19 protein-coding genes, 2 pseudogenes and 1 other annotated feature are annotated in these 25033 nt (G+C 37.4%); of the genes and pseudogenes, 5 read left to right on the forward strand and 16 right to left on the reverse strand.

Translation table 11 applies throughout. The features are described from left to right. Positions 1–195: 195 nt before the first annotated feature. From pepF to spxA, 4 genes are all read right to left on the reverse strand, one after another. Positions 196–2013 (reverse strand): oligoendopeptidase F, encoded by a 1818-nt coding sequence (gene pepF, locus ACIQVU_RS04370; RefSeq protein ID WP_402894026.1) that lies wholly within the window; start codon positions 2011–2013, stop codon positions 196–198. Positions 2014–2064: 51 nt separating this feature from the next. After that, complete coding sequence (locus tag ACIQVU_RS04375) at positions 2065–3186, reverse strand: competence protein CoiA (RefSeq protein ID WP_340804450.1); 1122 nt, start codon at positions 3184–3186, stop codon at positions 2065–2067. Positions 3187–3437: 251 nt separating this feature from the next. Further along, the gene (gene mecA, locus ACIQVU_RS04380; protein WP_053993675.1) at positions 3438–4106 is read right to left on the reverse strand and encodes an adaptor protein MecA; all 669 of its coding nucleotides are present in this window, start codon (positions 4104–4106) and stop codon (positions 3438–3440) included. Between the two features lie 437 nt (positions 4107–4543). Continuing rightward, positions 4544–4939: a transcriptional regulator SpxA gene (gene spxA / locus ACIQVU_RS04385; protein WP_340808523.1), complete on the reverse strand. Its 396-nt coding sequence runs from the start codon at positions 4937–4939 to the stop codon at positions 4544–4546. 474 nt (positions 4940–5413) lie between these two features. Then, positions 5414–5630 (forward strand) — a binding site (T-box leader). Positions 5631–5693: 63 nt separating this feature from the next. Between spxA and trpS the strand changes: the two genes are divergently transcribed. Next, positions 5694–6683 (forward strand): tryptophan--tRNA ligase, encoded by a 990-nt coding sequence (gene trpS, locus ACIQVU_RS04390; protein WP_340804446.1) that lies wholly within the window; start codon positions 5694–5696, stop codon positions 6681–6683. A 1-nt stretch (position 6684) separates the two neighbouring features. On the opposite strand, the gene ACIQVU_RS04395 is transcribed toward trpS, so the two are convergent. From ACIQVU_RS04395 to ACIQVU_RS04405, 3 genes are all read right to left on the reverse strand, one after another. Beyond that, a complete protein-coding gene (locus ACIQVU_RS04395) occupies positions 6685–6906 on the reverse strand; it encodes a YuzI family membrane protein (RefSeq protein WP_340804445.1) in 222 nt (73 codons plus the stop codon). 109 nt (positions 6907–7015) lie between these two features. Next, a complete protein-coding gene (fabF, locus tag ACIQVU_RS04400; protein WP_340804444.1) occupies positions 7016–8257 on the reverse strand; it encodes a beta-ketoacyl-ACP synthase II in 1242 nt (413 codons plus the stop codon). Positions 8258–8287: 30 nt separating this feature from the next. Then, a complete protein-coding gene (locus tag ACIQVU_RS04405) occupies positions 8288–9226 on the reverse strand; it encodes a beta-ketoacyl-ACP synthase III (RefSeq protein ID WP_340804443.1) in 939 nt (312 codons plus the stop codon). A 310-nt stretch (positions 9227–9536) separates the two neighbouring features. On the opposite strand from ACIQVU_RS04405, the gene ACIQVU_RS04410 reads away from it, so the two are divergent. Further along, positions 9537–9731, forward strand: a complete 195-nt coding sequence (locus ACIQVU_RS04410) for a YjzD family protein (protein ID WP_340804442.1) — start codon at positions 9537–9539, stop codon at positions 9729–9731. 49 nt (positions 9732–9780) lie between these two features. On the opposite strand, the gene ACIQVU_RS04415 is transcribed toward ACIQVU_RS04410, so the two are convergent. Next, positions 9781–11907: an ATP-dependent Clp protease ATP-binding subunit gene (locus ACIQVU_RS04415; protein ID WP_340804441.1), complete on the reverse strand. Its 2127-nt coding sequence runs from the start codon at positions 11905–11907 to the stop codon at positions 9781–9783. 268 nt (positions 11908–12175) lie between these two features. On the opposite strand from ACIQVU_RS04415, the gene ACIQVU_RS04420 reads away from it, so the two are divergent. Further along, complete coding sequence (locus ACIQVU_RS04420) at positions 12176–12862, forward strand: Crp/Fnr family transcriptional regulator (RefSeq protein ID WP_402894033.1); 687 nt, start codon at positions 12176–12178, stop codon at positions 12860–12862. 53 nt (positions 12863–12915) lie between these two features. Here the strand turns inward: ACIQVU_RS04420 and ACIQVU_RS04425 are convergent, their stop codons facing one another. Both ACIQVU_RS04425 and ACIQVU_RS04430 read right to left on the reverse strand, forming a co-directional pair. Beyond that, complete coding sequence (locus tag ACIQVU_RS04425) at positions 12916–13224, reverse strand: metal-sulfur cluster assembly factor (RefSeq protein WP_340808522.1); 309 nt, start codon at positions 13222–13224, stop codon at positions 12916–12918. Positions 13225–13277: 53 nt separating this feature from the next. Next, the gene (locus ACIQVU_RS04430; protein WP_340804438.1) at positions 13278–14042 is read right to left on the reverse strand and encodes a prolyl oligopeptidase family serine peptidase; all 765 of its coding nucleotides are present in this window, start codon (positions 14040–14042) and stop codon (positions 13278–13280) included. Between the two features lie 121 nt (positions 14043–14163). Between ACIQVU_RS04430 and ACIQVU_RS04435 the strand changes: the two genes are divergently transcribed. After that, positions 14164–14973 (forward strand): Cof-type HAD-IIB family hydrolase, encoded by an 810-nt coding sequence (locus ACIQVU_RS04435; RefSeq protein WP_340804437.1) that lies wholly within the window; start codon positions 14164–14166, stop codon positions 14971–14973. A 49-nt stretch (positions 14974–15022) separates the two neighbouring features. Beyond that, on the forward strand, positions 15023–15880 hold the full coding sequence (locus tag ACIQVU_RS04440) for a DegV family protein (RefSeq protein ID WP_340804436.1): 858 nt from the start codon (positions 15023–15025) through the stop codon (positions 15878–15880). A gap of 45 nt (positions 15881–15925) precedes the next feature. Here the strand turns inward: ACIQVU_RS04440 and ACIQVU_RS04445 are convergent, their stop codons facing one another. The 6 genes and pseudogenes from ACIQVU_RS04445 to ltrA form a co-directional block, all read right to left on the reverse strand. Continuing rightward, positions 15926–17395 carry an alpha-amylase family glycosyl hydrolase gene (locus ACIQVU_RS04445; RefSeq protein WP_340804435.1) on the reverse strand — a complete coding sequence of 490 codons (1470 nt, stop codon included), beginning with the start codon at positions 17393–17395 and terminating at the stop codon, positions 15926–15928. A 187-nt stretch (positions 17396–17582) separates the two neighbouring features. Next, positions 17583–17948, reverse strand: a complete 366-nt coding sequence (locus tag ACIQVU_RS04450; RefSeq protein ID WP_340804433.1) for a YisL family protein — start codon at positions 17946–17948, stop codon at positions 17583–17585. A 230-nt stretch (positions 17949–18178) separates the two neighbouring features. Continuing rightward, positions 18179–19081: a fumarylacetoacetate hydrolase family protein gene (locus ACIQVU_RS04455; RefSeq protein ID WP_340804432.1), complete on the reverse strand. Its 903-nt coding sequence runs from the start codon at positions 19079–19081 to the stop codon at positions 18179–18181. Between the two features lie 125 nt (positions 19082–19206). Beyond that, a complete protein-coding gene (locus ACIQVU_RS04460; RefSeq protein ID WP_402894038.1) occupies positions 19207–20373 on the reverse strand; it encodes a DUF418 domain-containing protein in 1167 nt (388 codons plus the stop codon). 85 nt (positions 20374–20458) lie between these two features. After that, positions 20459–22816, reverse strand: a pseudogene (gene addA / locus ACIQVU_RS04465) (helicase-exonuclease AddAB subunit AddA); the annotation flags it as partial. Positions 22817–22927: 111 nt separating this feature from the next. Beyond that, a pseudogene (ltrA, locus tag ACIQVU_RS04470) lies at positions 22928–24672 on the reverse strand (group II intron reverse transcriptase/maturase). Positions 24673–25033 lie beyond the last annotated feature (361 nt).

The following is a 25033-nucleotide window of genomic DNA, read 5'->3' on the forward strand; positions in this document are numbered from 1 at the left end:
CGGAATAATATATATAGCAATGAAACCTATACTAGATTCACAAATTTGTCAAATAGAAAGCGATTTCAAACAGTATTTTTCCAAGATTGATACTTTTAATCCAGCTAAAAATCTAAAAAAATCATTATTAATTTTTCAAAATTATCTAAATAATTATTAAAAAAGCTATAGGAAATTCCCTATAGCCTCGCTCTATTAATTATTCAACAATAATTTTTCTAATTCATTTAAACGCTCTTCAAAGACTTTACATGCATCATCAATTGGCTTGGCAACGTTCATATCAACGCCTGCAGCCTTTAATACTTCAATTGGGAAATCCGAGCAGCCCGCCTTTAAGAAGTTATTAATATAACGTTCTACAGCTGGTGTACCCTCTTCTAAAATTTGTTTACTTAATGCGGTTGCCGCTGATTTGCCTGTTGCATATTGATAAACATAGTAATTGTAATAGAAATGTGGAATACGTGCCCATTCTAAGCCGATTTCCTCATCCACTACAATATCATCACCAAAGTATTTTTTATTTAATTCATAATAAGCCTCCGTTAAACGGTCTGCTGTTAAAGCTTCACCATTGCTATCCATTTGATGAATTAGATGCTCAAACTCTGCAAACATTGTTTGTCTAAACACCGTGCTTCTAAAGCCATCTAGCCAATGATTTAATAAATAAATTTTTTGCTGTGGATCATCAATTGTTTGTAACAAGTAATCATTTAATAGTTCTTCATTACATGTGGATGCCACCTCAGCCACAAAGATGGAATAATCTCCATAAACAAATGGCTGATTGTTTCGTGAATAATAACTATGAACACTATGCCCAAATTCATGTGCCAGTGTAAATAAATTATTCACATTATCTTGCCAGTTCATTAAAATATACGGATTTGTGCCATACGTGCCTGATGAATAGGCTCCACTGCGTTTTCCTTTATTCTCTAGCACATCAACCCAACGATTATCTAGCCCGTTTTGGACAATGCTCTGATACTCCTCGCCTAATGGTGCTAAAGCCTTTACTAAAATATCTTTGGCTTCATCATATGTGACCTTCATTTCCACTTCTTTTACAAGTGGCACAAATAAATCCCACATATGCAATTCGTCAACACCTAATAGCTTTTTACGCAATGAAATATAGCGCTGCATAGCTGGTAAATGCTTATGAATGGTTTCCACTAATTGGTCATAAACATTTTCGGGAATAAAGTTATTAGACATTGCTGCATGACGTGCTGAATCATAATGACGAATCCGTGCACTAACATTATGCTTCTTCACATTGCCCGTAAGTGTTGCTGAGAAAGTATTTTTAAATTTACCATATGTTTCATACATGGCTTTAAATGCACCTTCACGAACAGCACGATCTTTGCTCTCTAAAAATTTAATATAATTGCCGTGTGTTAGCTGTACCTCTTCGTCCTCTTCGTTTTTTACATACGGAAATTCCATATCAGCATTATTTAACATGCTAAAGGTATTGGAAGCTGTACCAGTAACCTCTGCCATTTGCGCTAATAGTGCCTCTTGCTCCGCTGGTAATACATGTGGGCGTGCCATTGTAATTTCTTTTAATGATTGCTTATATAATTGCAGGTCTTGATTTTCTGCTAAATAGCCTGCAATTGTTTCTTCACTTAAAGCTAAAATCTCAGGCGTTAAAAATGATAGGCTAGCTGAAATGCCTGTTGCCAATGTTTGAATACGGCTATTCATATCTTGATAAAAGCTATTTGTTGTATCTTGATCACAACGCATATGTGCATATGTGTAAAGCTTCATTGCACGTTCGTAAATATGGTCACGATATTGTAAAACGGCTAATAATGCCTCTGCCCCATTATTTAAAGTCCCTGCATAGTTAGATGCCTTTTTAGCAAGCTCTGCAACCTCTTTAAATTCTTCTTCCCAAAGTGCATCTGTTGCAAAAATATCCTCTAAGCGCCATGTTAATGCCTCTGGTACTTCATTTCTTAGTAAAACTCGATTACTGCTACTAGCCATAGATGCTAGCCCCCTTTATATGTGCTTTTTTCCTTTTACTCTCATATTTTCTCAGTATATTGTGGCAATTGCAAATAAATGTGCATAAACTTGCTCACAAATATCCGATAAATCTTCTTTATGACCAATATGTTTTAATAATAGACCGTACTGCTGAATAGCCTTTATAGCTCGCTCTGACACCTCAAGCTGATGCTTAGCTAAAAAATGGGCAATTTGATTTTTTGTTAATGCACAGGGCTCTACGCATAATTGCTGACTAAAAGACAGCAGCATTATTTGCCATTCACTGATAAATAAAGGAATAGCAGCTCCCTCTTTTACAGGTATGCCAATCCATAAAGGAAGGTTACTTGGAGAAAGATGCAGCTCATAGCAAGGACGTAAAAAAGGGTCTTGCACACCTTTTCTGCTATGCAGTAGTCGCCCATATGCAAATTGCCTGCAAGCATCTTTATAAAGCCGCCAATACTGTTGAAACTCTTGTTGTGTAATGCATGTAGGTTCATAAAATGGAAAACGTTGCTTAGCTATAGGTAGCTCCTGTACTTTGCCTATAAAAGTATGCCCTTGCACATGGAGAAGATTCGTCCAATAGATAAATTTTGCGGTTTGTGCATTATAGGTGATTAAGTACGGTAAGCCTTCTTGAGTTGGCTGCAATGCTTTTTGCAGTAGTGGGGAAATTTTAAGTTTGTGAATGCCATTTATTGTCTGTTTTTCTGAAGGTGTTTGGAAAAGCCAGATTGCCTTAATATGGTGCTTATTATAGCCAGTTGTGCGCTGCTGCCATTTTTCATGAGAGATTGCACTGCATTGAAATTCCACTGCAAAGCGATTGCCCTCAACTGTAATAAGCAAATCTGGACGTTGGGAAAGCTTTTTTAAAAATGGCTCCAGCTCCACTGTATGCCCAAGCTGCTGTAACCATTCAAATAATTGAATTTTTCCTTGTAAATGCAGCTTAGATTCTCCCTCTGCAAAAAGTTGGTCGCAGTGATTTTTTGTAAGATGGGCAAAATGAGGAATATTATAGTGACCAATTTTAAGCTGAACAGGCTCTAAACATTGTGGACAAAAAAATTTTACTTGTCGCCTATAGCGCTGTAAGGCTTCTCTTGTATAGTGATATGGGAGAAATAGCTGCTGCTGATCTGTATAGGCAATTAGCATCGTACCAGCTCCTTTTTAGCCAACTATAATTGAGGGTAGACGTATAAACAAATAAAAGGAGGTTTTTTCTTGAAATTTTAAAAATACGGCTATTACCATCCATTACGCCCAGCGTAATTGTACCTGACGCTTCGTTTTCGATACAAAAAGAATTTGCCAAACCAAGAATAAAAAAAGGCTGTAGTAAATCTCAAGGGGTAACTTGAGTTCACTACAACCTAAATGCTTGAAAGAATCAGAAACTCCTATGCTTAAGCAAAATATTTTCGAACTGTTTCAAAGCAATTAAATTCCATGATTTTTTCACCATATTCCTCTAAACGATGAATCGTAAAATTGGATGGTGTTAAAAATTCCTTAATCACTGCATTTCGATCATGACGATTTAATTCCTCATCTGCATTACCGAAATCAACAACTAAATAGTACCAATTTTCATATTTGAATAATGAGGAATCCACTAATTCGTCTGTCATTCGTTTGGCAACAGGGATTAACTCATCAATATCTTTAAATTTATAAACATAAATATCTGTATCCATAAACAACTCTGACTCATCCATATCGCCAAATTGAGTTAGCTGGCTAAGCAAATCCTCTCCAACCTCATCAAATGGCGCAAACATATCTTTGTGTTCATCAAAATTCGAATGACCATCTAATGTTTCACCGTCTTTTAAAATATGTGCACGTGTGACAATGATTTCCAAGCCCACTTCAGATGCATTGATATGAATCCAAATCGGACCTTCTACATCAAAATAATCCTCCGTGTTTACTTCATCAATCATATCCCAAAAAAGTTGCTCACCCTTTGCTCGATTGTACCAAATCTCTTCACGGCTATAGCCGCGATCCTCTATATCATTGTACGTAATAAAGAGCTTGAGTGTATTTTCATTTACACGTTCGATGTCCACTAGACCTCATCTCCCTTCACTGTCATATGTCGAAAAACAGCTTTGTTTCATTAGTATGCTTTTATTCATTAATTTTAACCTTCATACCACAATTGTTTTTCAACCTTTGACCACACTACAATAAAATTACTTGAGGAGCTGTAAATATAAAATTTTTTATTTACAGTTATCCCTATCTCTATTGTATGCTGTTTTGTCATAAAATGAAAAGGATATACACCGTTTCACAGAAGTTATTTGAATTATTGAAATTGTAGTAAACTATTTAACTTAAATCAAGTTTAACATACTTTTACGGAAATATATGACTCTTTCCTATTAATTATTATACTTTATAGAGAAGGATTTACCTAAAGTAAACCATAAAAAAATAGATGTCACAATATGTATTTTACATTTGTAACATCTACTACCTATATTATTCAAAATCGATACGATTAATTCACCATGCGCTGAGCTTCTTGTAATTGATATGCACGAACTTTACGAGGTAAGAAGCGACGAATTTCATCTTCGTTATAGCCAACTTGCAGACGCTTTTCATCCAAAATAATTGGTCGACGTAATAATCCAGGGTATTCCTGAATTAATTCATATAAACGTTGTAATGGTAAGCTTTCAACATCCACGTTTAATTTTTGAAAAATTTTTGAGCGAGTAGAAATAATTTCATCAGTTCCATCTTCTGTCATCCGTAAAATTTTTTTTATTTCACTAATGCTTAGTGGTTCAGAAAATATATTTCGTTCTGTATATGGAATATCATGTTCTTCTAACCATGCTTTTGCTTTACGACAAGAAGTACAACTTGGTGATGTAAATAGCGTTACGATCATTCTGACACATCCTTTCATCTTGTAATCATTATCTATAAACTAGCGTGTTAAATTAGAATTAATGTAATGTAAGATACACAATAACATTATACAGCACTCTGCTGTATTTGAATATAGTTCCAGTAAAAAAAAGACGAATTATATAACTAAATATTCTGTCTATTCATATATTTTCATCTATCTATCTTTTGTGACGTATATGATGACTAATACTAATATTCCCACTTCCAACACATTTTAAACATCTGTTAAACGTACTCTTTTGTTCTCATTTACAAAAAATAAACGAGAATACTGTCAATTCGACGTGTACAGCAACTCGTAATTTTACTAAAAATAATTGTCATTTTAACAAATTTACGCAACAAAAAAAGCATATAATTTTTTCTCGAAAAAAAACACCGCCAAAAGTCTGACTTTACATAATTTAATCTTTATAATATAATTTTTTGCAATTATACATTACATTGAGAAAAAACGCTGACGAAGAGTAGTACATATACTAAAACGTTTAGAGAGTCTGTGGTTGCTGCAAACAGATCGTGGAGGTATATGGAATGGACTTCCGAGTTAGCTTTGTGAACGTATCACACTATTAGCAAAGCTCGTTCCTTCACGTTACGAAGCAAAGTGGCCAATTGAGGCAAGCTGGGTGGTACCGCGGATACAAACATCATTCGTCCCTTTATTAGAAAAAATCTAATAAGGACGCATGATGTTTTTTTATGGAATCGATAAGGAGGAAATTTTTATGACAACTATTTTTTCGGGCGTACAGCCAACAGGGATCGTTACTTTAGGGAACTACTTAGGAGCCTTTAAACAATTCCCTGCACTACAGGATGAAGGCAATGCTATTTATTGTATCGTTGATCAGCATGCGATCACAGTTGCACAGGAGCCAAAGGAATTGCGTGACAATATTCGAAAGCTAGCGGCTACATATATTGCTACGGGTATTGACCCTCAAAAATCAACACTATTTATTCAATCAGAGGTTCCAGCACATGCACAAGCAAGCTGGATGCTACAATGTGTTGCATCTATCGGTGAGCTTGAACGTATGACGCAATTTAAAGATAAATCACATGGCAAGGAGAGCGTATCTGCTGCCCTGTTAACATATCCACCATTAATGGCAGCGGATATTTTACTGTACAATACCAATATCGTTCCTGTTGGTGATGATCAAAAACAGCATATTGAGCTAACACGCGACCTTGCAGAGCGCTTTAATAAACGTTATGGCGATGTTTTTACAATTCCAGAAATTCAATTGCCAAAAGCGGGTGCTCGCATTAAATCTTTACAAGAGCCAACGAAAAAAATGAGCAAATCTGATCCAAATACAAAAGCAACCATTAAATTATTAGATACAGCAAAGGACATCGAGAAAAAGATTAAATCAGCGGTTACAGATTCTGATGGTATTGTGGCATTTGATGTGGATAATAAACCAGGTGTATCGAACTTATTAACAATTGAATCAGCCATTTCAGGAGTTGCAATTGAAGACCTTGTGAAAAAATATGAAGGCATTGGCTATGGCGGCTTTAAGCAGGGCGTAGCAGCAGCGGTTATTGAGCATCTAGCGCCTATCCAAGAGAAATTCTACAATTTAGTAGAATCCTCTGAACTAGATATTATCTTAGATGAGGGTGCTGAAAAAGCAAATGCTATTGCTAGCGCCACATTAAAGCGTATGGAGGAAGGTATGGGTCTTGGTCGCGCGCGTCGCTAAATTATAGCTTGTCTGCTGAGCGATCAAAACCAATATCCAAAACAACAGCACATAATATAATACAGGCGCCGATTGCCATATAAAACTCTGTTGTTTGAAGCATAAATTTAAATACAACTTTCCAAGAATAGCCAAGGGTACGGTAATTCAAATACAGTATCAGATTTCCTAGTGAGAGGATCATTAAGCCATAGCTTACTAAAAATATAAAAAGACGAAACAAAGTAGCGGCATCCTTTCTATTTCTTCTTACTTATCATGTATTCACAAAACTATAAAAAAAGACGTCAGCCATGAAAATTAGCTGACGTTTTTTAATGTAGATATTCTACTTATGCTTCATATTTTTTAAATAAAAGGCTAGCATTATGGCCACCAAAGCCTAGTGAATTACTCATTGCGTATTGAATCTCCGCTGTGCGTGCTTCATTTGGTACATAATCTAAATCACAATCAGGATCTGGCTCTGTTAGATTAATTGTTGGTGGTAATATACCTTCTTTTAATGCAAGGGCTGTGAAAATCGCTTCTATGCCACCCGCTGCTCCTAGTAAATGACCTGTCATTGATTTTGTAGAGCTCATTGCAAGCTTATAGGCATGTTCACCAAACACTGTTTTAACTGCTTGTGTTTCAAATAAATCATTGTACGGTGTACTTGTACCATGCGCATTGATATAGTCAATTTGTGCTGGCTCTACATCGCCATCTGTTAAGGCTTGTAGCATCGCACGTGCTGCACCCTCACCCTCTGGAGCTGGAGCCGTAATATGGTGGGCATCTCCAGTTGCACCATAGCCTAACACTTCCGCATAAATTTTAGCACCACGAGCTTTAGCATGTTCATATTCCTCTAAAATAACAATGCCTGCACCTTCCCCAATAATAAAGCCATCGCGGTTTTTATCAAATGGACGGCATGCCGTTTGTGGGTCTTGATTTAAGGATAAAGCTGTATTGGCACAGAAGCCTGCTACAGCCATTGTTACGATTGGTGATTCAGCTCCACCTGAAATCATGACATCTGCATCGCCACGTTCAATTACTTTAAAGGCATCGCCAATTGAGTTTGTGCCTGAAGCACATGCCGTTACAGAGCATGAATTAATGCCCTTTGCGCCAAAATGAATCGACACTTGACCTGAAGCCATATCAGGAATCATCATTGGAATAAAGAATGGGCTAACACGTCTTGCACCGCGCTCTTGGAATGTTAAAAACTGCTGTTCATAGGTTTCCATACCACCGATACCAGAGCCAATCCAAACGCCTGCACGTGGTGCTAGCTCCTCATCAATCGTTAGCTGTGCATCCTCCATTGCCATAATCGAAGCGGCTAGTGCGTATTGTGTAAAGCGATCCATTTTACGTGCTTCTTTACGATCAACATATTGCTCAATATTAAAATCCTTTACTTCTGCCGCAATTTTCGCTGCGAAAAGGTCTTTATTTAAACGTGTGAGCTCACCAACGCCAGATTTCCCAGCTTTAATGTTAGCCCATGTTTCGTCAATATTATTTCCTAGTGGTGTCACTGCGCCAATTCCTGTTATTACTACTCGTCGTTTACTCATTGTCTTACTCCCCTCAAGCATTTTTCGTTATTATTTTCCCCATCTCATGGCAACGGCCCCCCATGTTAAGCCGCCACCAAAACCAACAAGGACTAATAAATCATCCTCTTTAATTTTACCTGCTTCAAGCTCATCTACCAAGGAAATACCAATAGAAGCTGCTGAAGTATTACCGTATTTATGAATCGTTTTTGACATTTTTTCTGGTGGTAGCTCCAAACGCTCACGAGCGGACTCCATAATACGTATGTTTGCCTGATGCGGCACTAAAAAATCAACATCTTCTTTTGATAAGCCTGCTTTTTCTAAAACATTTACAGCAGATTCTCCCATTTGACGTACAGCAAACTTAAATACTTCACGCCCATTCATCGCAATTGTATCTTGTTGTGTTAAATAAAGGTTTTTACCGCCTGTTCCATCTGCACCAAGCTCAAAAGATAAAATACCTCTGCCTTCAGATACAGGCCCAACAATTGCTGCACTTGCGCCATCACCGAATAATACAGCCGTATTACGGTCATTCCAATCGATAACTTTGGATAATTTTTCAACACCTACTACTAAGACATATTTATAAGCATTTGCTTCCACAAATTGTTTTGCTGTCACTAAGCTATACATAAATCCTGCACATGCTGCTGCTTGATCCATCGCTGCAGCATTTACTGCTCCGATTTGCTCCTGCACCATACATGCTATACTTGGAAAAGTTTGATCCTGCGTTACAGTTGCTACAAGTATTAAACCAATTTCTTCTGGTGTAATGCCCGCTTTTGCAATAGCTTCTTTTGCAGCCGCTACTGCTAAGTCTGAAGTTTCCTGATTATCCGCCGCAAAATGACGCTCTTCAATGCCAGTTCGTGTGCGAATCCATTCATCCGAAGTGTCCATTATTTTTTCTAAATCAAAATTTGTTACGACCTTCTCAGGAACGTATTTACCAATTCCTATTATACCAGCGTTCATCTAGCAACCCCTCAGCTTTCTTACTATCAATTATTAGTAACTGGTCATAATTATAACGCATAGTAAAGCAAGGGTGCAAGATGATTTATGATTATTATGTTTTAGTAAAATTTTTGTAACTGTAAAGGAAACCTTACTATATATTAAGCGATATTCCCCTACTTTTGAGCAAAGTCCTCCTATTTTGAGCAACGCCTCATAATTGTGACAAATTCATAAAAGGTTCATTTTTTTTCGATTTATGTTATGATATGATAATGAATATGAGTTAAACTTTATAATTGAAAAAAGTTCGTTTGAGGTGAAATTAATGCAATATATCGTAACGTTCATATGGTCATTCCTACTGGTTTCCATGTTAAACTATGTAGTCAGCTCTGTACTTGGTGTACCATTTGATTTTCAAACAGGCGCAATCGTTTCTGTTGTATTCTCCATTCTTATCTTTGTTATTGGAGCAATTATTCCAAACGAGCCTACACCAGAAGCTGCTGACCATCATTAATTCAGCTAGAAAAAACCTGTTCCGCGTTATGCGAAACAGGTTTTTTCTGTTATTTTTCCACCACTACTTTCCCATCATGTAGGGCTATATGCAATGTTTCTCCTGGCAACACCTCACCACGTAGCAGCTCTTTTGCCACAGCAGTTTCAATATGTCGCTGTACAAAGCGTTTTAATGGTCTTGCACCAAATTGAGCATCCGCTCCTTGCTCTACAACCCAGTCAATGACAGCTTGATCAACAGCCAATGTAATGTCCTGCTCTGCCACACGTTGAATTAATTGTTCAACGTATTTCCAAGCAATGGCTGTAAAATGCTGGTCAGATAAGGCATGGAACAAGATAATATCATCCATACGATTTAATAGCTCTGGTTTAAAATGCTGGCGCAGTGCAGCCATTACTAAATCTTCAACTGTTGCATCACCCTCTTTTGCCTCCATTAAATAATTAGAGCCAATATTAGATGTTAAAATCACAACAGTATTAGTAAAGTTCACCATACGCCCTTGGCTATCCGTAATGCGCCCATCATCTAAAATTTGCAATAAAATATTGGCTACATCTGGATGTGCCTTTTCGATTTCATCTAGTAAGACAACAGCATAAGGATTGCGACGCACAGCCTCTGTTAATTGCCCACCTTCTTCATAGCCAATATAGCCGGGAGGTGCACCGACAAGACGAGATACACTATGTTTTTCCATATACTCACTCATATCAATGCGAATAAAATGATCCTCTGAATCAAATAATTGTGCAGCAAGTGCTTTTGCTAGCTCTGTTTTACCAACACCAGTTGGACCTAGGAATAAAAAGCTACCAATTGGACGATGCGGGTCTTTAATGCCTGCTCGTGCGCGCCATACAGCCTCTGTTACTAATTGAACGGCTGTGTCTTGCCCAACTACACGCTCATGCAGTGTATCTTTTAAACGCAATAGCTTTTCACGCTCACCCTCCACTAATTTTGTCACAGGAATGCCTGTCCAACGTGAAACGATTGCAGCAATTTCATCAGCTGTTACTTCTTCACGTAAAATACGTGATTCTGCACCCTTCTCTAATTGCTGCTCCAATGTTTGAATTTCTTTTTCCAATGTTGGAATTTTACCATGTCGTAATTCAGCAGCCTTATTTAAGTCATATTTTCCTTCCGCTTCATCTAAATCGCGACGATATTTATCCAATGTTTCGCGTTTTTTCTGAATATCATGCAGCATTTCTTTCTCTGCTTCCCATTGTTGTCGCATGCCCTCAGAGGACTCTTTTAACATTGTTAATTCCTCACGCAGTTGTTCAAGACGTTTTTTACTTGCCTCATCTTTTTCCTTGCGCAATGCTTGCTCTTCAATTTCAAGCTGCATAATACGACGCGTTACTGCATCTAATTCCTGTGGCATCGAGTCAATTTCTGTACGAATCATGGCACAGGCTTCATCGATTAAATCAATCGCTTTATCTGGTAAAAACCGTTCGGTAATATAACGATTCGATAGCTCTGCCGCAGCTACAATTGCTCTATCATGAATACGAACAGCATGATGCAGTTCAAAGCGCTCCTTTAAGCCACGTAAAATTGACACTGTATCCTCGATAGATGGCTCACGTACAAGCACCTGCTGGAAGCGTCGCTCTAATGCAGGGTCTTTTTCAATATACATACGATATTCATCCAATGTTGTCGCACCAATACAATGTAGCTCACCACGTGCTAGCATTGGCTTTAGCATATTCCCCGCATCCATCGCACCATCTGTTTTCCCAGCCCCTACAATTGTATGGATTTCATCAATAAATAAAATAATGCGCCCCTCTGATTCCTTTACTTCCTTTAAAACACCCTTTAGGCGCTCTTCAAATTGGCCACGATAACTTGCACCCGCAATTAATGCACTCATATCTAGCTCATATAGCACACATTCTTTCAAGCCTTCTGGCACATCGCCCTTCACGATACGCTGTGCTAAACCCTCGACGATCGCTGTTTTCCCAACACCCGGCTCACCAATTAAAACAGGATTATTTTTCGTTTTGCGCGTTAAAATACGAATAACATTACGAATTTCCTCATCACGCCCAATAACAGGGTCCATTTTGCCGTTTTTAATTTCTTCAATTAAATTTCGTCCAAATTGCTCTAACGGTTTTTGATTATCTGTTTGCTGAAATTGCATAGCTAGCACTCCTTCTTCATTATGTTTTACATACCTTCTATACCCATTGCTATTCTTTTAAAAAGTTTGACCTTTTTTGACTAACTTTATTTTACATCAGATAAGCCGTATTCGCAAAGAAATCGCTCAAAAATTTTTACACTTGAAAATGGAAATTTACGTTATAATAATAGTATGTTTCTATGTTTTAATATCGAAATCCACTATCCTTTTGTAATAATAGCCATTTATTACAAAAAGAAAGCGATGTGTTGGAGATATGGTGTTAATGGATAATATGTTTGAAAACATTAAAAGTCTTTTTCAAAAGCATGGTGTTTTTATTAAGATCAATAAAGGAAGCAAAATTTTTCTAGAGGGTGAGCGAGCGCAAGAAATCTATTACATTAAAACAGGTACTATTTCGATTAGTCAGGAAACCGAAAGTGGTAAGGAATTAACTGTTCGTATTTGTGGTCCTGATAGCATTATTGGTGAAGGGTCATTATTTTGTAATCTTGTTTATAATTCCATGACTGCAAAGGTTTTAGAACCTTCTACATTGTATGTACTAAGCCGCCAATCACTGGAGCATCTGCTAGAGGAACAACCTACTTTAATGGTCGCGTATATGAAATGGCTACAAACAGAAAATTTAAAACATCAGAGCCGCTTACGTGATTTATTACTAAATGGGAAAAAAGGTGCTTTATTTTCAACGCTTATCCGCTTTTCCAATACGTATGGTAAGCCTTTAGAAAATGGTTCAATTTTTATTGATTTTCAACTAACCAATACGGAGATTGCCAATTTATGTGCGACAAGCCGTGAAATGATTAACCGTATGCTAAATGATTTAAAAAAACACGATATTATTACTTTTGATAAAGGCTTTATTACAATCCATAATTTACAATTTTTAAAAAATGAAATTGCTTGTGAAAATTGTCCATTACAAATATGCCGTATTGATTAATTCGTTACATGTAAAATCCCTGCTTATCAATGTAAGCAGGGATTTTTTGTGTATTAGCGCACACCTAATGCCATTTTGGCATAGCGTGACATTTTGTCTTTTGACCAAGGCGGATTCCAGACGATATTGACATTTGTGCTTTTTACTTCTGGTAGCTCACCTAATGCTGTATTGACTTGATCGACAATAACGGGTCCAAGCGGGCAGCCCATTGATGTTAATGTCATTGTAACAGTTGCTACCCCCTCCTCGTCTAAATCTACATCATATACTAAACCTAAGTTGACAATATCAATTCCAAGCTCAGGGTCAATTACATTTTCTAATGCACCTAACATGCTATCCTTCATATCTTGATCCATCATTATTTCTCCTTCCATCATAGTGTTAACCTTATCATAGCAGATGCATCCTCTTATGCCAAATGCTGTGCAAGCCATTCTGTTACTGCTAGCATACCATCTCGCGAAACAGCATGTCCTGCTTTATTACTTACCAAAAACTTTAAATCATCAGGGTGTGCTTTATAGTATTCCCGTAATGTTTCATAAAATTTATACGTTTCATCAAAAGGTACAGTTTTATCTAGCTTTCCATGCCAAAACAATACAGGACGCCCCGCAAATTTTTCGGGTGTTAAGCTAACATCATATACTGCCAGCAGCTCATTTGTTTTTTGCACTTCCTCCTCTGACATTGGCCAATTCACACCATTTTTCGTAAATTGCTGCAATTGATACTCCCCTAATTTTATAAAGCTAGGTGCACCCATGCATATTGCAGCCGTTTGAATCCAATCATATAATTTAAGGCAGCCTGAAGTGACAATTCCCCCCATTGAAGTACCAGCAATACCAATTTGATGACTTGCCAATAAATTTTTTTGCTGTAAGTCATTATATAATTGCTCCACTTCATGAATAGAATTTAAAACAATCTCCCAAAACTTTAAATTCATTTGTATTTCTGTTAGGCCTTCGCTGCGGTCACCGTGAAATTTTGCATCTGGTAATAGGACACGCACCCCTTTATGCACTAATTGATACGCATAGTGTAGATTATGTTCTTTTGCACTCATAAAGCCATGTAAAAAAATAACTACTGGGGTTTCTTCATTCATATGCTCTGTATGTATATGCAATAAAGGAATATTGCCCCACACTTCTTTTTCTACAAACATTTTTGTCACTCCCAACTTTTATCTCATCTTTATGGTAACAAACTTTTTTCTACGTGACAAAATTTTGACGAATGCACCGCAAAACGATACTATTCAAACTATAGGAAAGGGGCAACAAGCTATGAAACCGCATTTAATCGTATTAGACCTAGATGGTACATTATTAACAGACCAGCAACAAATTTCAGCGCAAACGAAAAAAACATTATTGCAGGCAAAGGAAAAAGGGCATCAAGTAATGATTGCAACAGGTCGCCCATATCGCGCAAGTGATATTTACTATCACGAGCTTGGGCTCTCAACACCTATTGTCAATTTTAATGGTGCTTATGTTCATCATCCCAAAAATATATCTTGGCAGCATATGCACACACCGATTGACTTAAGTGTTGTACATGATGTTGTAGATTCCATTCATCATTATGAATATGAAAACATTATCGCTGAGGTAAAAGATGATATTTATGTACACACAGAAAATGATCGTATCTTAAATATTTTTAATATGGGAAATCCTAAAATTACACTTGGCGATTTATATACACACCTTCAAGAAAATCCAACAAGCTTGCTCATTCAAGCAAATGAAGCCAATTCAGCGATTATCCGTGATCATTTACAAGCTGTCCATGCAGAGGTGATTGAACACCGTCGCTGGGGTGCACCGCTGCATATTATTGAAATCGTACGTCGTGGCTTAAATAAAGCGGTAGGTATTGCACATGTGGCAAAGGATTTAGGCATTCCACGTGAGCGCATTATCGCATTTGGTGATGAAGATAATGATTTAGAAATGATTGAATATGCTGGACTTGGTGTGGCAATGGGCAATGGTATTTCAAGTCTTAAAAATATTGCAAATGAGATCACTTCAACAAATAATGATGATGGTATTGCAAAAATACTCATGGAGCGCTTGAAATTATCATAGTGAAGTAGTAAGTTCAAGTTAAAGATGTTGAAAACGAGGGGGACAAGAAATGAAAATATTTACAGATAGTGGCTGTGATTTACCAAAGTCCTACTATGAGGAAAATGATGTTGTGCTATTCCCTTTACGAGTGCAATTGAACAACCAAGAATATGAAGATGTTCTTTCCATCGATTCAAAAGAAATTTATGATGCTATACGGCATGGTGCACATCCAAAGACATCACAAGTATCACCAGAGCTTTTTTTACAGCACTTTGAAAGCCTTGCTAAAAACAATGAAGAAGGAATCTATATCGCCTTTTCATCAGAACTCTCAGGCACCTATAGCACCGCTCAAATGATTCGCAAGCAATTGCTGGAGGAATATCCGTCATTAAAGCTAACGATTATCGACTCTAAATGTGCTTCCCTAGGACATGGTCTTGTGGTGGAAGAGGCTGTTCATCTACGCAACGCAGGAGCTACCTTAGAGGAGATGGAGGCAAAAATTACTGCACTTGCCCCTCAGATAGAGCATTTATTTACAGTAGAAGATTTAGACTACCTAGCAAAGGGTGGCCGTTTATCAAAGGCAAGTGCATTTTTAGGCGGACTGCTTAGCATTAAACCTATTCTAAATGTAGAGGATGGCAAGCTTGTACCAATTGAGAAATCACGTGGCCGAAAAAAAGCACTTGCACGTATGTTAGATATTATGCAAGAGCGTGGTGGCAGCTTTACGGATAAAATTATTGGCATTAGCCATAGTGATGATATAGCCTTTGCTAATGAAGTAAAAGCAGCTATTCAGGAACGTTTTTCACCTAAGGCTATTCAAGTTACAATGATTGGTTCTGTTATTGGTTCACATGTAGGGCCAGGCACGATTGCCATCTTCTTTACAAATAAAGACTATCAAGGCTAATGAAAAAGCATGTTAGGCATCATTCTTATACCTAACATGCCTTTTTTATGCATGTGTATCTGTCGCTTGACGACGTACTTTTCCTCGCTTAATAATAATAACGATAAAGCCAATAAAGATTACCCATACTAAGCCAAGTGCAATCATATACGGAATATTAAAGCCACTATCATTACGAACCTGATAAATCTCGACCATTTCTCTGTCTAAAATAACAGGATATACCTCTTTTTCATTTAAACGAACCTTTTCCTCGTGTAAAATCCCGTTTAACATTTTACCTTCGCCAAGTTGTTCAGGTGTTAAATCAACGCGCTGTGTTGCACCTGTATTGTTGACCATAATAACCCATTGCTCTTCATCTGATGTACGTGTAAAAACAAGCAGACCATCTTCATTTGTAATAACCTCAAAATCACCTTTACGTAAAGTAGCCGATTGATTGCGTAATGATTGAACATTTTTAATATAATCAATCAACTCCGTATCTGTTTTAAAGTTATAGAGCTGGTGTGTATCGGGCTTTGTTTCCCCATTCATAGCAATTTCAGTACCATATTGCACAACAGGAATCCCCGGCAACATAAATAAAGCTCCCATTGCCATTTTTAAACGTGTAGGCGGAAACATATTTTCATTTGCAGAATCAAATGTAAAACGGTGTGTGTCCAATGAATCAATCATAATTTGGACAGGCTTATCCCCTGTAAATGGCTCCATTAGCTTCGATGAATCCATATCAACATTTTTAAAGATATTACGATAAATATCTGCCGTTGCTTGTGAGAAAGCTGCATCAAAATTCGCATCACTTTCTTCATTACTAATGACATAAAGGGATGATTTTGTTTCTTTCAAAGCTGCTATCATTGCATTAATAAACGCTGTGTCAGCCTCAGCAATATTAGTTAAACGTATACCACCAATATTATATGAAGACACAAATTCAGTTGCTGCTTGTATAAGTGCATCTTGCACATCTTTATTCGTTAAATCCCACTGTACTTGTCCATTATTAGTCGAAGCAATCCAGTCAGCCTTTGTTGCATCCTTTACCCATTCATGATTTGGACTAACATTATTAAGCGGAAAATCTACCATCATAGACATATTTTTTGCTTTGTAAGCCTCTACAACACTTTGGAATTCCTCTGATGTCCCAAAATGACGTTCAAGTGTTGTATAGCTTGTTGGCAATGAACCATCATATTTTTCTGTTGAAAAAATAGGGCCAATTGAAACAATGGTATAGCCCATTTCACCGATAAAATTCAATTTATCTTGTAAGCCTGTAAAATCGCCGCCTGCAAATTCTTCAGGGTCTTTCGTATTTGTATCAAAATCGTTTGAGCCTGAACCATTAAAGAAACGGTCAACGAGTAAATCAAAGATACTTTCTTCCGCAATCGATTTTGTTGCTGCTTCATCCGCATAGGCTACTGGTGCTAGACTTATGAATGAAGTTGCTAATAAAAGTGATGCAGCTGTTGCACTTATCCACTTCTTGAATTTCACTATTATTCCCTCTCTTTCAAACCAATCCATCGTCATTTTACCAAATAACACTGGCACGTCGCTATCATTTCAAAAGATTTTCCACAATTGCAAAATGAATTACGGCAAAAAGGTGTCAGTCTAAATATTGCTCTTTTTAACCAAAATAAAAGCCGTGAAGTAAGCAACTCACGACTTTTACTAATTATTATGCTAGGAAATTAAAGTTCATTGGTAATTTAAAACCTAGGAACAGTGTAATAAATAAGAATACTGCAAATAAAATCCAAAAAATCCCTGTTGGTTTATTTTTCTTTTGACGCACTAATACCATTTCCATCATACCAATTACTAAAATACCAAATAAAAATTTCAGACCATACAGCATTGGGTCAGCCGCCTGATATTTGAAAAATAATGCTGCACCTGTGATGATAATTAATACGTAGAATAGACGTAATGCCATATGTAAGCCTTTTGATTGCTTGCCCATAAGCGCTGCAATTAAAAAGATAACAATCGCCACTACCCACGTAGTAATATGCAAATGTGTTTGGCTTGTTAAAAAGCTCATGTTTGTCCCACCTCATTCTTTTTCTATCAAACTCTATCCTACCATGCGGTGGAAAGGGTTTCAAATGTTACAATAGCGTTCACAAAATAGACGAACAAATAGACCAACACTTCCTTTTTTACTTGCTTCGCTCATAATCAGTCAATTTTAATATTACTATATTAAAATTCTCATATAAAGTTGTCCATATAAAAATCCGCGGAGTATTGTACTCACGCGGATTTATGCTTCTATTCAAAATGATTGACTAATGTACCAATGCCTTGGATAGATACTTTTACTGTATCCCCAGCCTTTAAGAATTGAGGCGGGTTCATGCCTTTACCTACTCCTGCTGGCGTACCTGTTAAAATAACATCGCCTGGCTCTAATGTCACATGTTGAGATAAAATCGATACTAATGTTTCAACAGAGAATATCATATCCTTTGTAGAGCCATTTTGACGTACTTCGTCATTCACCTTTGTTACAACTGTTAAATCTTGTGGATTTGGAATCTCATCCTTCGTCACAAGATATGGTCCAAGAGGGCATGTGCCATCTAGGCTTTTTCCTAGGAAAAATTGTTGATGCTTTTCCTGTAGGTCACGAGCTGTTATATCATTAGCAATTGTATAGCCAAATACATAATCATAGGCTAAGTTTTTTGGAATATTTTTACCACGCTTACCAATAACAACTGCAAGCTCACCCTCATAATCCATTTTTGAGGAAAGCTCAGCATGAATTGATAATGTTTGCTCATCTGCTGCAATAGCAGTTGGTGATTTTGTAAATACCATTAACTCCGTTGGTGCTGCCTCTGCACCCATTTCCTTTGCATGCTCATTGTAGTTTTTACCAACACACATAATATTTTTCGGTGTACGTGGAATTGGTGAAAGCCATTCAATCTCTGTGAATTCATGCTTGAAACTATCAGCGCGATCTGATTTTTCAGCTGCCTCTACTAATTTACGAATCTGTTCAACGAAATCAAAGCCTAAAGCTACGCCATCTACAATTGAACTTGAAAAAGAAGGGAGAACTTGAAGTTCATTTTGAATAGCCAGTACATCCCATACCGCTTCTTCTTTTTTTACTTTTGGTCCAAAGCTTACATGTCCACCTAATTTGAATGATAAAATTTTCATGATTTTAAGAGCTCCTTCTTTTTTCTACATAATACAACAATATGATAGAAATTGCTTTATTTTTGCGACAATAATTTTATAAGTTGCTATATTCTTCATAGATTATGCATAGGAAATAACATATATTAATGCATTTTCACTTTTTGTCTATAGATTAATTTACGCCATAGTGCCTCTAACGGTCCTTGCTTCCATTTCGATAACCAAATTTCAGCTATAATCATTTGCACGATAATAATCCCAGTGGCAATTAATACACCTGTAGCAACGCTAACCTTCCCATACCAGCCAAAGCCAAATTGATAGAATAGGCAAGTGCCAATAATAGATTGCATAATATACATTGTTAACGACATACGTCCAATATTTGCAAAAGGTCGAAGCAGCTTTGGTACAACTGGCGCTAAGCATAGCAAGACAATCACAGCCGCATAGCCCACTGAAAGCACTGGACCACCTATGTACACCTTCAAATAATCAAATAAATACGTACGTGTAAACATAATCGGTAAACTTTTAACAGCAATTCCAATAGCCAAACCAGCTATTGCGAGTGTTAGCCATAGCCATTTTTGTTCTTTTGCTCGTTCTACAAGCTGCCACTTTGAGGCAGCTGCACCAACTAGCATATATGGTAAGATGGTGAACAATGCCATAAACCACATTCCTATTCCTGCTTGAACAGATAAATCTGTTAAGCGCTGCAGCAAGGCATCTCCCCAACTGCCTGTACCATAAGCCGTAATAGCATTTTCGACAGCTACAATATTTAAATAATTATCCACCTCTCCATTAACAGTCAGAAAGCCTAGAGCAAACAGCATCACAGCTTGCATAAGACCATTAATGATAAAAGCAATGGATATTAACCAAATAGGACGTAATTGTAGTAAAAGCACTAAAAAAACACCACAAAAGGCATACATCATTAAAATATCGCCCCACCAAATGAGCACAGCATGGATAACACCAAAAGCAAATAATATGGCAAGCCTTCGAAGCCCTAGTGTATAAAAGTTTTGTGCGCGGTTCTGTGCCTTTTGCCATTGCATTGCAAGTCCATACCCAAATAGCATTGCAAATAATGGATAAAAACTACCTTGCACATAAATATCTAAGTTTTGCTGCCAAACAATATCAGATGGTGCAGTAAACCACGATGCCAAATCAATATGGGGCATCGGTAAATAAAAAGCAAACATATTTACGAGTAAAATACCTACCAAGCTAACACCACGTAAAATATCTAATGCTGCAATTCGTTCCTGCAACATTGTTGGTTTTAACTCCACAAAATAAACCTCCTCTGTCATCTAAACAATGACACAAGCAGAGCCAATAGCTAGAGCGCTCTGCTTGTATCCTCCCTACATCTTTTTATGCCTGTACGGTTTGTCCATTATCAAATAAATATAATATTTTATCACTTACTGTTATATGCAAAATTGCTTCAATTGCCTCGCTATAAACACGAAGCTGCACCGCATAACGCTCTAGCATTTCTTTTGAGAGTGCAGGCTCCTTAGCAAAATGCGGTTGAATACGGTCCGTTTTATAATCGAGTAACACCCAATGACCATACTGATCCTCAAATAAGCAATCAATAATCCCCTGCACAATTTGCGCATCGCCATCTTCGTCGACTCGACTAATTGTAAACGGCATCTCCCTCCGTATTTGCTTTGCCTGCTGAAAGCGTTGCCCAATATCCGTAGTAAAGAAATGAAAAACCTTTGCTATTGGAACAATTGCTCCCTCAGCTTCTGTTAAAAGCTGTTTTGCCACTAAATCCGCCACAAAGCTTTTCACGTCCTCAAGATGATGGAAGCCATGCTGCGGAACGTGCTGCATAACTGTATGGACAGCCGTCCCTATCTCAGCACCAGTTAGCTGCTGCTCCTGTAAAAATGATGGTCGTGGTGCAATGGAAGTCGTAGTCTGCTTAGCAGGTGCTGCAAAGTAAAATTCAGGCTCTTCCTGACGCTGTAAATTTTCTAAGCGTTTAATTTCACTAACAGATGTTTTTGAGCGTTTTCTTGTTGATTTTTGATAGGCATATTGTGCTTGAAAGCGTGTCGTTATTTCAGATAATAATGCCTGATCTTCTGGCATTGCCAGCAGCTGCTCTACCTCATCCTCTAATACCTCTATTTCATATGAATACTGGCTTGTATCAATCGCTTGTACCGACCAATGTGAATGATTCTCCAATGCCTTATATGAGGATGTAGCGACTGAGGCAAAATCCGCATGCCTTGCCACGGCTGGTCCAATCCAATCCAAATAACTATTAGCTCTAGCACGCAAATATTCCTGTAGCGGTGCATCTAGTGGCAAGCTTTGTGCCTCCTGCCAGCGATCACGTGTTTTATCCCAATTTTTCACGGAACCTACTAAAATGAGCCGTTCCTTGGCACGTGTCATCGCTACATATAAAACACGCATTTCCTCTGCGCGCATTTCAAGCTCCTTTTTCTCCTTTAATGCTAAAAAAGGCAGTGATGTATACATAATCCGATTGTCTGGATCAATCGCCTTTACAGCTAAGCCAAAATCTTGGTCAAATAAATACGGCTGATGAAAATCCATCTTATTAAATGGACGTCCCATTCCTGCTACAAAGACTACTGGATATTCCAATCCTTTTGAAGAGTGAATGGTTACAAGTCGTACAACATCATCCTTTTCACCAATGGATTTGGCTGTCCCTAAATCATCTCCACGTGTACGCATTCGGTCAATAAAGCGTAAAAAGCGGAATAATCCTCGAAAGGCCGTTTGCTCGTACATTAATGCACGATCATGTAAGATACGTAAATTCGCCTGCCGCTGCTTGCCATTTGGCATCGCGCCAACCATTTCATAATAATGGGTATCTAAATAAATCTTCCAAATTAAATCTGATAATGAGCCACGGCGTGCTAAATCTCGCCAATTCTCAAAAGCTAACATAAAACGTTGTAGTTTCTCAAACGTAATAGTCTGTACACCATGCCCCTCACTGCGAATAAACTGTCGTAATGCATCATAAAAAGGCACTTTAGGGTCAGCTAAACGAATTTTAGCTAGCTCATTTTCTGTTAAGCCAACAAAAGGCGCACGCAAAACAGAAGCTAATGGAATATCTTGATAGGGATTGTCAACAATCTTTAGCACATTTAACATAATCATTACTTCAAGTGCATCAAAATAACCTTTGGAGGACTCCGCATATAACGGGATACCTGCCAGCTTAAATTCCTCCACTAAATCAGTCGACCATGTCATTGAGCGCATTAAAATGACAATATCACTATATTTCAACGGCCGCTCTGTCTTTGTTTTTGTATCATAAACAGTTGTACCCTCTGCCATCATTTGCTGGATACGCTTAATAATAAAGCGTGCCTCATACTGTGACTTTTTAAGCTCCTCTAGCTCAGTAGCCACATTTGTAATTTCCTCAGCCTCTTCTGCATCCTCCTCCTGTGGAGGATGCAGCACTGCAAGCTCAACAGGAATTTCCTGATGATCATAAGGTGCTGCTGGCTTTAATGATGCATTATCATCGTATAAAATTTCGCCAACACGCTCACTCATTATTTGTGCAAAAATATAATTTGTAGCATTGAGCACCTCTTTACGACTTCGGAAATTTGCGTTTAAGTCGATACGCATCCCCGTTTCTGTAGGCATGTCCACAAATTCACTATATTTTCGCATAAAAAGCTTTGGTTCAGCTAAACGGAATCGATAGTAGAGTAGGAACCCAGCGCCTTGCTACATTGCTGTAGTAGGTTTCCGAGAACCCCTCCCCGAACCGTACGTACTCCTCTCAGAGTATACGGCTCTCCACTTATAACAAATCTATCTTTGTTTATGAATTTCTTTATGACATTTATCACATACGACTAGTGTTTTTCTTTGTTTAGCGAGTATCGAGCCTGACTGTCTCCATATAATTCGCATTGTTTTGCACTAAGTCGTTTTTCTAAATCATTTCTGTCTTGATATACATATAAATTTGGTAGTTGGTCTATTTCTGATTGGAAGATTTCTTTCTTCTTTTCAAAACCATCTTTATAGAAATAGGCTATTCTTTCCCCTTGCTTTGTTTCATACTTCACTCCCCAGTACTTGCCTTGCCTAAACTTAACCTTCATTTTTGAAACTGTGGATTTGTATTTATTCGCAAGTGTTTTCAGACAGCTATATTCCATCACATAGCGCAATTGCCACATTTTTTCACCTACATTTTCTGCTAGCGCATAATAATTATACAAGCCACGCAGTTCTGCATTATATGTTTCGATGATTTCTAAAGCAGAAAGTCCAACTAATCTAGGTCGATGCAACATATCCCATTGTTTCGCATCAATATCTTTGACCATTTTATTTTTCACAATTACTTTTTCAATCGTTCCTTTAGGAATGCGTAATTGTACATATCCTTTATATTTACGTTTTACTACACCGTTTTTGTCTTTCGCCATACTTAAATCATGGCTAATCGAAATATCGTAGCTTAAAAATCTTGCAAACTTTGTATTATGTGTAATGAGTGTTTTTTCTTCTGATAATTCGAGTTGTAAACAGTCTTTCAAGAAGTCTTTCATTGCTTGTTTTAAGCGGTCACAATCCTCTTTACTACCATTTACACCAACAATAAAATCATCTGCATAACGCACATATTTCATTGCTTTATACGTATCGGTATTTGGTTCATAGTACGGTATATCAAGCAATATTTTTTTATTCGCCTTATATTCTTCAATCATCTGTTGTCGTAAATTTTCATCTTCTGTCGCATTAATCTTTTTATGCAAACGTTGGTTACGCATATCATATTTTCGGTATTCTGTATTTCGTTTGCGCTTTTTTGGTTCTCCTAAGTCAAATGAAGGTTTTAATTCATTTTCGACATATTCATCAAATTCATTTAAATAAATATTTGCGAGTAATGGACTGATAATTCCGCCCTGTGGAGTTCCACTGTACGTTTTCTGAAATCGCCAATCTTCAACGAATCCTGCTTTTAGGAATTTCCACATAAGACGAATAAACTTTTCATCTTTGATTCGTTTACGCAAAATATTGATGAGCACTTGATGATTAATGTTATCGAAAAATCCTTTTATGTCACCTTCAATGAACCAGTTTACACCCGTAAAGGTTTTCTTAATTTCAACTAATGCTGTATGACAACTTCTTCTCGGTCTAAAACCATGTGAATGATTTGAAAAATTTGGCTCATAGATTGCTTCTAAAAGCATACGACAAACCTCTTGTACTAAACGGTCTGTAAATGTAGGGATACCAAGTGGTCTTGTATCACCATTCTTTTTTGGGATATGAATGCGACGTACAGACTTTGGTTGATAGCTTTCATCTTTTAATGATTCAATAATTGCTTGAATCTTTTCTTCACCAAATCCATCTGCTGTTTCTTCGTCGATACCTTTTGTTGCACTACCTTTATTTTTATATATCTTTGTATAGGCTTTTATATAAAAATCTTCGTTGTATAAATGTCTGTACAGACGGTCAATTTGAAAACCGTCCTTCATTGCTTGTTTCGATAGATTGTATAAGACAATTTCTGAACTTTGCATAGAGCATTTCGCTCCTTTCTTTATTGTTTTATACGTTATAAGCTGCTCCCCTTCGCCATGTAATAGGCTTTCCCTATCTCAGACTACTACGAGAGCTCCGTTACCATATTGGATATTCAGTACCTTTGTACATAGCCTAATGGCATTCCAACTTAGGTAATCCCCATTTAGTATATTGTATACAGGCTCAATTCATTGTCGGAAGGAACGTTCATCCTTTTCTTCACTCTTGAAGTGTGTCTATTCTTTCGTCAATCAGAAACTAGACTACGCCTCAATATATAGCGCTCGTCCATGTTCAGCCGCAAGCATTTAATACGCTGAACAGAATAGATTCTAGGTTTCAAACGGTTTCCTAGAT

The organism is Lysinibacillus sp. NPDC098008 (assembly GCF_044760715.1).
In the GTDB taxonomy this organism is placed as follows: domain Bacteria; phylum Bacillota; class Bacilli; order Bacillales_A; family Planococcaceae; genus Lysinibacillus.

What these genes read in the sequence shown, in the direction of transcription:
- pepF (WP_402894026.1), bottom strand. Translation starts at nt 2,013, where the DNA reads ATGGCTAGTAGCAGTAATCGAGTTTTACTAAGAAATGAAGTACCAGAG.
- ACIQVU_RS04430 (WP_340804438.1), bottom strand. Translation starts at nt 14,042, where the DNA reads ATGTTTGTAGAAAAAGAAGTGTGGGGCAATATTCCTTTATTGCATATA.
- ACIQVU_RS04435 (WP_340804437.1), top strand. Translation starts at nt 14,164, where the DNA reads ATGAAACCGCATTTAATCGTATTAGACCTAGATGGTACATTATTAACA.
- fabF (WP_340804444.1), bottom strand. Translation starts at nt 8,257, where the DNA reads ATGAGTAAACGACGAGTAGTAATAACAGGAATTGGCGCAGTGACACCA.
- ACIQVU_RS04440 (WP_340804436.1), top strand. Translation starts at nt 15,023, where the DNA reads ATGAAAATATTTACAGATAGTGGCTGTGATTTACCAAAGTCCTACTAT.
- ACIQVU_RS04405 (WP_340804443.1), bottom strand. Translation starts at nt 9,226, where the DNA reads ATGAACGCTGGTATAATAGGAATTGGTAAATACGTTCCTGAGAAGGTC.
- ACIQVU_RS04425 (WP_340808522.1), bottom strand. Translation starts at nt 13,224, where the DNA reads ATGGATCAAGATATGAAGGATAGCATGTTAGGTGCATTAGAAAATGTA.
- ACIQVU_RS04415 (WP_340804441.1), bottom strand. Translation starts at nt 11,907, where the DNA reads ATGCAATTTCAGCAAACAGATAATCAAAAACCGTTAGAGCAATTTGGA.
- ACIQVU_RS04420 (WP_402894033.1), top strand. Translation starts at nt 12,176, where the DNA reads ATGGATAATATGTTTGAAAACATTAAAAGTCTTTTTCAAAAGCATGGT.
- ACIQVU_RS04450 (WP_340804433.1), bottom strand. Translation starts at nt 17,948, where the DNA reads ATGAGCTTTTTAACAAGCCAAACACATTTGCATATTACTACGTGGGTA.
- trpS (WP_340804446.1), top strand. Translation starts at nt 5,694, where the DNA reads ATGACAACTATTTTTTCGGGCGTACAGCCAACAGGGATCGTTACTTTA.
- ACIQVU_RS04455 (WP_340804432.1), bottom strand. Translation starts at nt 19,081, where the DNA reads ATGAAAATTTTATCATTCAAATTAGGTGGACATGTAAGCTTTGGACCA.
- ACIQVU_RS04410 (WP_340804442.1), top strand. Translation starts at nt 9,537, where the DNA reads ATGCAATATATCGTAACGTTCATATGGTCATTCCTACTGGTTTCCATG.
- ACIQVU_RS04375 (WP_340804450.1), bottom strand. Translation starts at nt 3,186, where the DNA reads ATGCTAATTGCCTATACAGATCAGCAGCAGCTATTTCTCCCATATCAC.